The organism is Microcystis sp. LSC13-02, from assembly GCA_002282935.1.
Lineage (GTDB): Bacteria > Cyanobacteriota > Cyanobacteriia > Cyanobacteriales > Microcystaceae > Microcystis.
The window spans coordinates 2879-10284 of record MTBT01000041.1 but is presented as its reverse complement, the minus strand read 5'-3'; the positions used below and the strand labels follow the sequence as shown (position 1 = coordinate 10284).

General features: G+C 46.1%; 9 protein-coding genes. 3 read left to right on the top strand and 6 right to left on the bottom strand.

All coding sequences use genetic code 11. The features are described 5' to 3' along the window. On the bottom strand, positions 1-157 hold a 157-nt coding region (locus BGL89_RS02620), incomplete at its 3' end, for a helix-turn-helix domain-containing protein (protein WP_286824291.1). A 90-nt stretch (positions 158-247) separates the two neighbouring features. Between BGL89_RS02620 and BGL89_RS02615 the strand changes: the two genes are divergently transcribed. The 3 genes from BGL89_RS02615 to BGL89_RS02600 all read left to right on the top strand — a co-directional run bounded on the left by BGL89_RS02615 (position 248) and on the right by BGL89_RS02600 (position 1307). Further along, entirely contained in the window at positions 248-451 is a 204-nt protein-coding gene (locus BGL89_RS02615) for a type II toxin-antitoxin system HicB family antitoxin (RefSeq protein WP_190359077.1), read from the top strand. A gap of 136 nt (positions 452-587) precedes the next feature. After that, positions 588-734 (top strand): hypothetical protein, encoded by a 147-nt coding sequence (locus BGL89_RS02605; protein ID WP_286824289.1) that lies wholly within the window; start codon positions 588-590, stop codon positions 732-734. A 279-nt stretch (positions 735-1013) separates the two neighbouring features. Then, the gene (locus BGL89_RS02600; RefSeq protein WP_286824288.1) at positions 1014-1307 is read left to right on the top strand and encodes a shikimate dehydrogenase; all 294 of its coding nucleotides are present in this window, start codon (positions 1014-1016) and stop codon (positions 1305-1307) included. 54 nt (positions 1308-1361) lie between these two features. Here the strand turns inward: BGL89_RS02600 and BGL89_RS02595 are convergent, their stop codons facing one another. The 5 genes from BGL89_RS02595 to BGL89_RS02575 all read right to left on the bottom strand — a co-directional run bounded on the left by BGL89_RS02595 (position 1362) and on the right by BGL89_RS02575 (position 7242). Beyond that, positions 1362-2603 carry a P-loop NTPase family protein gene (locus BGL89_RS02595; RefSeq protein ID WP_286824287.1) on the bottom strand — a complete coding sequence of 414 codons (1242 nt, stop codon included), beginning with the start codon at positions 2601-2603 and terminating at the stop codon, positions 1362-1364. Beyond that, positions 2600-4411, bottom strand: a complete 1812-nt coding sequence (locus BGL89_RS02590; RefSeq protein WP_286824286.1) for a tetratricopeptide repeat protein — start codon at positions 4409-4411, stop codon at positions 2600-2602. The genes BGL89_RS02595 and BGL89_RS02590 overlap by 4 nt, the downstream gene beginning before the upstream one ends. A gap of 164 nt (positions 4412-4575) precedes the next feature. Beyond that, a complete protein-coding gene (gene groL / locus BGL89_RS02585) occupies positions 4576-6201 on the bottom strand; it encodes a chaperonin GroEL (protein ID WP_286824284.1) in 1626 nt (541 codons plus the stop codon). A 46-nt stretch (positions 6202-6247) separates the two neighbouring features. Further along, entirely contained in the window at positions 6248-6559 is a 312-nt protein-coding gene (gene groES, locus BGL89_RS02580) for a co-chaperone GroES (protein ID WP_002737272.1), read from the bottom strand. A 251-nt stretch (positions 6560-6810) separates the two neighbouring features. After that, positions 6811-7242, bottom strand: coding sequence for a CAAD domain-containing protein (locus BGL89_RS02575; protein WP_286824281.1), 432 nt, complete (start codon positions 7240-7242; stop codon positions 6811-6813). Between the last annotated feature and the right edge of the window lie 164 nt (positions 7243-7406).

The following is a 7406-nucleotide window of genomic DNA, read 5'->3' as shown; positions in this document are numbered from 1 at the left end:
TTTGAGCGTAGCCTACTCTTTCTTGCTTTTCGTACCAAGCTTGTGTTCGTTCGTGGAGAGCTTTGTTGTAAACTAATCTTACACAGCCCAATGTGCGCCGCAATAGCGACTCTTGTTCGGGTGTGGGGTAAAATCGAAACGAGTAGGCTTTTTCCATGTCTCACATTCTGGCATATATTTCGTAAATGTGTTAATATTTAACAGTAAAGCCGTCGTAGAACGACGGGGTTTCAGACCCAAATTTTCGATGAAAATGAAAGTTATCGTTCACGAGGCGGAGGAAGGTGGCTTCTGGGGGGAAGTCCCGGCGCTCCCCGGCTGTGCCACCCAAGCAGAAACTTTCGAGGAACTACTAGAAAATTTACACGAGGCGATCGAAGGCTGTCTATCCATAGATGTGGAATCCTTGCCGAACGATCCGAAAACTCGGATTCTAGAGATAGCGATATGAAATCAATTTCCGGGAAAAAGTTCGCCAAAATTTTAGAGCGTCACGGATGGGAATTATTGAGAATTCAAGGTAGCCATCACATTTACTGTATTACTTTCAAGAACTCGAACAAGCACCTGATGATCTAATAGAAACCGTGTTAGATTTTTTACATCGAGTTCAGGCAACAGGCAACAGTCATCCTCTAGCCAATTTTTCAGGCATTTTAAGCGATTCAGATGCACAAGAACTGCAACAAGCCATTAAAACAGAATGTCGTCAGGTAGATGTCAATGAGTGGTGAAATGGATTGCTGCTCAATGTATAGAAAATAATTGGGTATTGGTGACAGATGATACTGATTTTAATTATAGCGTTTCCTAAGCTAGTGAGGTACACCTGTTTTTCTTCCCCTTTGCCTTTTGCCTCTTGCCTTTTGCCTAAAACCCATAACTTTTGTACCTCAGCAGACTGAAAAACGCTATATGTAGATGGACTGATTTTAGAACGTTGGTAAAGACTGTATCACCTACAAAAACAGCCTACAATATTACTAGGCGATCGAATATTCCCCGAAATTCAGATGAGTCAATCCCCCGTCACTATCACCTATTCCCTAGAAACTGTTCTAACAAGAATCGAAGGCAAGTTAGACTCTTTGCAGAAAGATGTCACCGATCTAAAAGTAGATATGGCCGAGGTGAAAACCGAACTCAAGATTATTGATAGGCGATTGGAAAAAGTAGAGGGAACACAGAACGCTTTAATTAAGGATGTATCCGACCTTAAGGGAGCAAAATCGTTGATTATTCCCGTGGTAGTGGCAGTATTAACCAGTATTCTGACTCTGCTGGTGCGATCGATCCCGAATCCTTAAAGGATTTTTCTGGGAACGGCGATCGATTTTTGCCGGTGTATTCTCGTTTTCCCTTCAATCCGCCGGAGGGAGAAGGATCGGCTCGAAAACCGTCACATCCTCTTGATTTAACCTTTGAGCTAGATCAGCTTCTTCCAATCTTTCTAGAAAGGGAAAAATATCACTAAATGCCCGAAAACCTAAACTTTCAAGCTCATCGATGGTGATCGAATCGTCGGAGATATTACCTTTGCGTTGCAAAAGCAGACGAATTCTTTCCTCTTTGGCGTTTAAGGCCGCTTGTTGTCGGAAATCCTTTTCGGCTGCTCTTAATCCTTGTTCGAGAACTTCCATTGTGATTGTTTTAACCTGAAGATCGGCCGCAGTGGAAAGTACAATATTTCCCAAGCGGTTGAACAAACGGGGTCTGCCGAGAGAAACCTTGCAAAAACGTCTTGCCGCATCTGGTAAAAAGGGAAGTACACACCTGTCATCTTTCGGATCGGTACAATCGTTTTTAATTCTGGCACTGTTGAGATAGTTAATTAACATCTGGTATGTGGTATCCGCATCTAGTTCTTCTAGCGGCAATTGCAAGTCAAATAAACCGCGTTCGCTGGTTAATAAATCTCCCGTCATCCCGATGGGGTGAGCCGTCAGCATAAACCAAGCCCGACCTTTTAACATTCCCTGCGCGTCGTGCATCATTTGTCGTACCACACTAGGATTTTGTTTATCTAGATCATCGATCGCGATCAGAATCCCCTGCGGATATTCTTCTTGCGCCCGCTCTAACAATGTATCGAAGCTCACAGTCGGATATTGAAATTTGGTGAGCGGTAAATCTTTCTCGCCGATTTTACCACCGATTCCTAAACTACCGCTAATTTCAGCACTACGCTCCTTCAATAGTTTTTCGGTTGGAATTCCCATCTGATAAAGCTGACGTTGCGCCCAATCGTCATTTGGCATCGCTCTAGCGAGGGCGATCAGTGCTGTAGTGGCGATATCTAAACCTGCGGGTAGAGATATATAGGCAGTCAACATTTGCGGACGATTGCGGCGTATAACCGACAATACTTCCAGTAAAAAAGCACTTTTGCCGATTCCTAAACGACCAGAAACCAGAATCCGACGACGCTCGCGACTTTGGAACAGATTAAACACCTGCGTCAATTCATTTTTTCGCCCGGTAAAAACACGATCGAGGGTATCGCTGTTTAAATCGATCGGGCTTTCGGTAAAGGGGATTTCCTTCAGTCCTAACCGTTGGATATTGTCAAAGGATTGCTTAAAAAGATCATCGGCACTTGTCATATATATACCTCGCTGGTTTGTCGTTCGATCGCCCGTCGAGAAGCTTGATAAATAATGTCTATCTCCTCCACTCTATCGGGATCGGTCTGTGGTAGTTGTCGGTAGATTGCCTTCGCTCGATCGAGTTCCTTCATTCCTTTCTCTAGATATCCTTGGGATACGAAGACATTCCCCAATCCGGTGCGACTTTTGGCGATTCCGGGTAAATCCTGTAAATATTCGTACCAACGCAGGGCATCGCGATAGTAGAGACGGGCTTTCTCTCGATCGGACAGAACTTCGTAGGCGCGGCCGGTGTGGTAGAGCGCGTTCGCATGGGCTAGGCGATCGTCACTGGTACTAAGTTGATTGACGCTATTTAACAACAGTTGTAACCCTTGCTGCCATTCGCCATCCCGCACCAGACGACTACCGAGAATGGTTTGGGTAGTGGGCAGCGCTTTCCAGATATCTTTTCGATCGTAATGTTCGGGACTAATCAGATCTAGGGCGGTTTTATAAGCTACTAAAGCCTGTCGGAGATCGTCGAAATTTTTGTCGCGATCGTACCTTTGAGAAAGAGCTATTCCTAATCGATACTGAGAGTCAATAAAATCTTGACAACCTGCGGGGGAGACTTCTAGAGCTTCTTGGAGTAGAGCGATCGCAGTATCGAGATCGCCGGGGTTATCCCGTTGCATCAAAGCTTCTGCCAAATCCCCTTGATTCCCCGCCCATCTCACAGGAAGTGCGGCGCGAGTAAAGATTTGAGCGGCTTGATTGTAGAGATGGATCGCCTGTTCTAAATTGTCCTTCCGCTCTCCTAAAACTCGCTCGCGATAGGCACTGGCCAAATTCTGCTGACTTATCGCCCAATTTTCGGGGAAATTCTCCCGGGTATAGACTTCTAACGCTTGCTCGTACAGTTCGATCGCTTTCTCCAGATTCTCCGCCCGATCGCCCAGTATTCGATTACTGTAAGCGCTGGCGAGGTTATTGAGGGTCATCGCCCAATCGACGGGGAAATTCTTGCGGGTTCTAACTTCTAAAGCTTGCCCGTACAGTTCGATCGCTTTCTCTAGATTTTCCGCACGATCGCCCCGAATTCGATCGCTGTAAGCGATAGCGAGGTTATTAAGGATTCTTGCCAAATCGACGGGGAAATTCTTGCGGGTATAGATTTCTAAAGCTTGCCCGTACAGTTCGATCGCTTTCTCCAGATTATCAGCCCGATCACCCCGAATTCGATCGCTGTAAGCGAGAGCGAGGTTATTGAGGATTGTCGCCCAATCTTCGAGGAAATTCTTGCGGGTATAGATTTCTAAAGCTTGCCCGTACAGTTCGATCGCTTTCTCTAGATTTTCAGACCGATCGCCCAGTATTCGATCACTGTAGGCAAGGGCAAGGTTATTGAGGATTTGCGCCCAATGTTCGGGGGAATTCTCGCAGGTGTAAATTTTTAGGCTGAGATTATGAGCAGTAATACTTAATTCTAAATTTGTTGCTCGATCGCCTAACGGAAAGTTGTAAATGGTGACAGCAAAATTCTCGAAAAGGCTGGCTATTTTTTCTCGCTCGTCTATTGATTTATCGGCGATTAAGCTTGTGAAGACTAAAGGTAAAGCGTCTAAAAGTAAATCATCTAATTTATTAATATTTGCTTTTAAAAATTGCTGTAGCTTCGTTTCATCTTTGGAATTTTTTCGACAAAAATCCCCAAAAGCAAGGAGAAAATCCTTAAATTTTCTCGTGGGAGTTGGCGACTGACCGAATCCTTTCGCTTTTTTCGACATCGTGGTATAAGTTAACAATCCAGATTTGTTCCGCATGGTGGGCTGTAAATCGGGATACCCGATCAAGCTATCAATATTTTACCGCAAGGAAAAAGCGCTGGGGATAAAATTGTACTTTCCTTAACCCGAAGTGATGTTTTTTCAACAAAAAAAACTCGATCGCTTAATTGCGATCGAGTCGAGAAAAAATAGACTAATTATTAATAGTCGAAGTCACCACCGCCGGCGGGGGCAGCGGATTTTTCTTTTTCCGGTTTATCCACGACAATACACTCGGTAGTTAAAACCATACCGGCGATCGAAGCGGCATTTTGTAGGGCAGAACGAGTCACTTTCGCGGGGTCAACGATACCCGCCTCAAACATATCGGAGAACTCACCGGTAGCGGCATTATAACCAACATTAAAGGGCTTCTCTTTCACCCTTTCGGCAATAACTGCACCGTTTTGGCCGGCATTTTCAGCGATCCGTTTTAAGGGGGCAGAAATCGCACGAGAAACGATTAAAGCGCCGGTTAATTCTTCATGCTGGAGGGTTTCTTTGGCCCAAGTTTCCAATTGGGGAGCGAGGTGAGCTAAAGTAGTACCACCACCGGGGACGATACCTTCTTCTACGGCTGCTTTAGTGGCGTTAATCGCGTCTTCTAAGCGCAATTTGCGGTCTTTCATTTCCGTTTCGGTAGCGGCACCAACTTTAATCACTGCCACACCCCCGGCTAATTTAGCCAGACGTTCTTGCAGTTTTTCTTTATCGTAGGAAGAATCGGTGTCGTCGATTTGACGGCGAATTTGCTCACAACGGGTTTTCACTGCCACATCGTTGCCTTCGGCGACGATGGTGGTGGTATCTTTGGTCATGGTGATACGACGGGCCGTACCTAAGCTGTCAATTTTGGTGGTTTCCAGTTTTAAACCCGCATCTTCGCTGATTACTTGACCACCGGTTAAGACGGCGATATCTTCTAACATCGCTTTTCTGCGATCGCCAAATCCGGGGGCCTTCACCGCAGTAACGTTAAGAACACCGCGCAGACGGTTAACCACTAGGGTTGCCAAAGCTTCTTTTTCGATGTCTTCGGCGATAATTACTAGGGGTTTGCCTTGACGGGCAACTTGTTCGAGAATGGGAACCAAATCCTGTACTAAACCGATTTTTTTGTCGGTGATTAGAATAGCGGGATCCTCAAAGACGCATTCCATGCGTTCGGTGTCGGTGACAAAGTAGGGAGAGATATAACCTTTGTCAAAACGCATCCCTTCGGTGATTTCTAGTTCGGTGGTCATCGATTTCCCTTCTTCTAGGGAAATTACGCCTTCTTTGCCGACTTTATCCATGGCCGAGGCGATCATTTGACCGACTTCATCATCGTTACCGGCAGAGATTGCGCCCACTTGTGCGATCGCTTTGGAGTCTTCTACGGGTTTCGCGTGTTTGGCGATTTGACCGACGAGGAAATCGGCAGCTTTATCGATACCTTTTTTCAGAGAAATCGGGTTAGCACCGGCGGCGACGTTGCGTAAACCTTCTTTAACGATAGCGTGAGCGAGAACGGTGGCGGTAGTAGTACCATCACCCGCTACATCGTTGGTTTTTGAGGCTGCTTGGCGAATTAAAGCCACACCGGTGTTCTCGATATGGTCTTCCAGTTCGATTTCTTTAGCGATGGTGATGCCATCATTGACGATTTGGGGTGCGCCAAATTTCTTTTCGAGGACGACGTTACGACCTTTGGGGCCAAGGGTGACGGCTACCGCTTCGGCCAGCAGATCCATGCCTTTTTCTAAGGCGCGACGGGCATCTTCGTTGTAGATAATAGATTTAGCCATAATGTATCGTTATTCGGGCAAAATAGGGGTTTTCAAGGGTAGATGATTAGGAAACGGCGGCGAGAATGTCTTTTTCGGAGAGGAGAACGAATTCTTCGCCACCAAGTTTGATATCGGTTCCGGCATATTTGGAGTAGAGAACTTTGTCACCCACACCCACTTCTACGGGGGTACGGCTACCGTCATCGTTGCGTTTGCCGGGGCCGACGGCCACGACTTCCCCGATTTGGGGTTTTTCTTTAGCGGCATCGGGAAGGAAAATACCACCGGCGGTTTTTTCTTCGCTGGGACTAACTTTGACGAAAACTCGATCGCCTAGGGGTTTAACAGTAGTTACGTTGATGCTGACTGCAGCCATGGAATATCCTCCGTTTCTCTTGTATTTGGGTAAGTGTCTTTTCCAGATTAGCACTCTTACCTTCCGAGTGCTAATTTACCGAAATACAAGGCCCCCTGACAACTGCTCGATCGGTACGGGTTTCCGAACTATGGTGTTAAGCTAGGGTTTGCTGAAAAAGTTTGTTGGTGGGGTTAGGAGTCGGTCGTCGGGAGTGTTGTTGTGCAAAAACAAAAGAGTTGAGTGTTTGCGCTCAACTCTTTTGTTTGATTCTATAAAGTGTTATTGTGACTGCCAAAAACTTGCGCTTTTAGTGCATCAATTTCGGCTAATAACTCGCGACGATTTTCATCCTTGAGCAGATAGCGCCAGACAAACCAACCACTATAAACGATTCCAACTAATTGTAGGATAGGAGCAAGGAGGGGAATATCATCGATCGCATCTAAAACCGCTAGGGTAACTTTCACGGTGACAAAACTCGCTAAAATTGCCACCAGAACGATTAAAGGTTTTTTGTATCCAGAGAAGAAACTACCGATATAATCGGGGACGTTAGCCAGATAGGACATCACCGAACCCCAAACTGGTTCTACATACTCAGACCAAATCTGTTCGGTGCTGCTGCTGCTGGGTTTGCTCAGAGACCCGGGTAAATCCGTTCTAATCGGATTTTGGGTCTCGGTCGGTTGCATTGATTCCATATTAACTGATCCTCATCATAAAGGTTAGACAGTGCGCGAATACGACCAACGGGGGTCAATTTTAACAGACTGATTGACACTCTCGCCGTCAAGCTACGCTGTGACGGGAGATTCTTGCTTCTACTCCTCTTAACTAGACACAATCCGAAGACTATGCCCCCGTC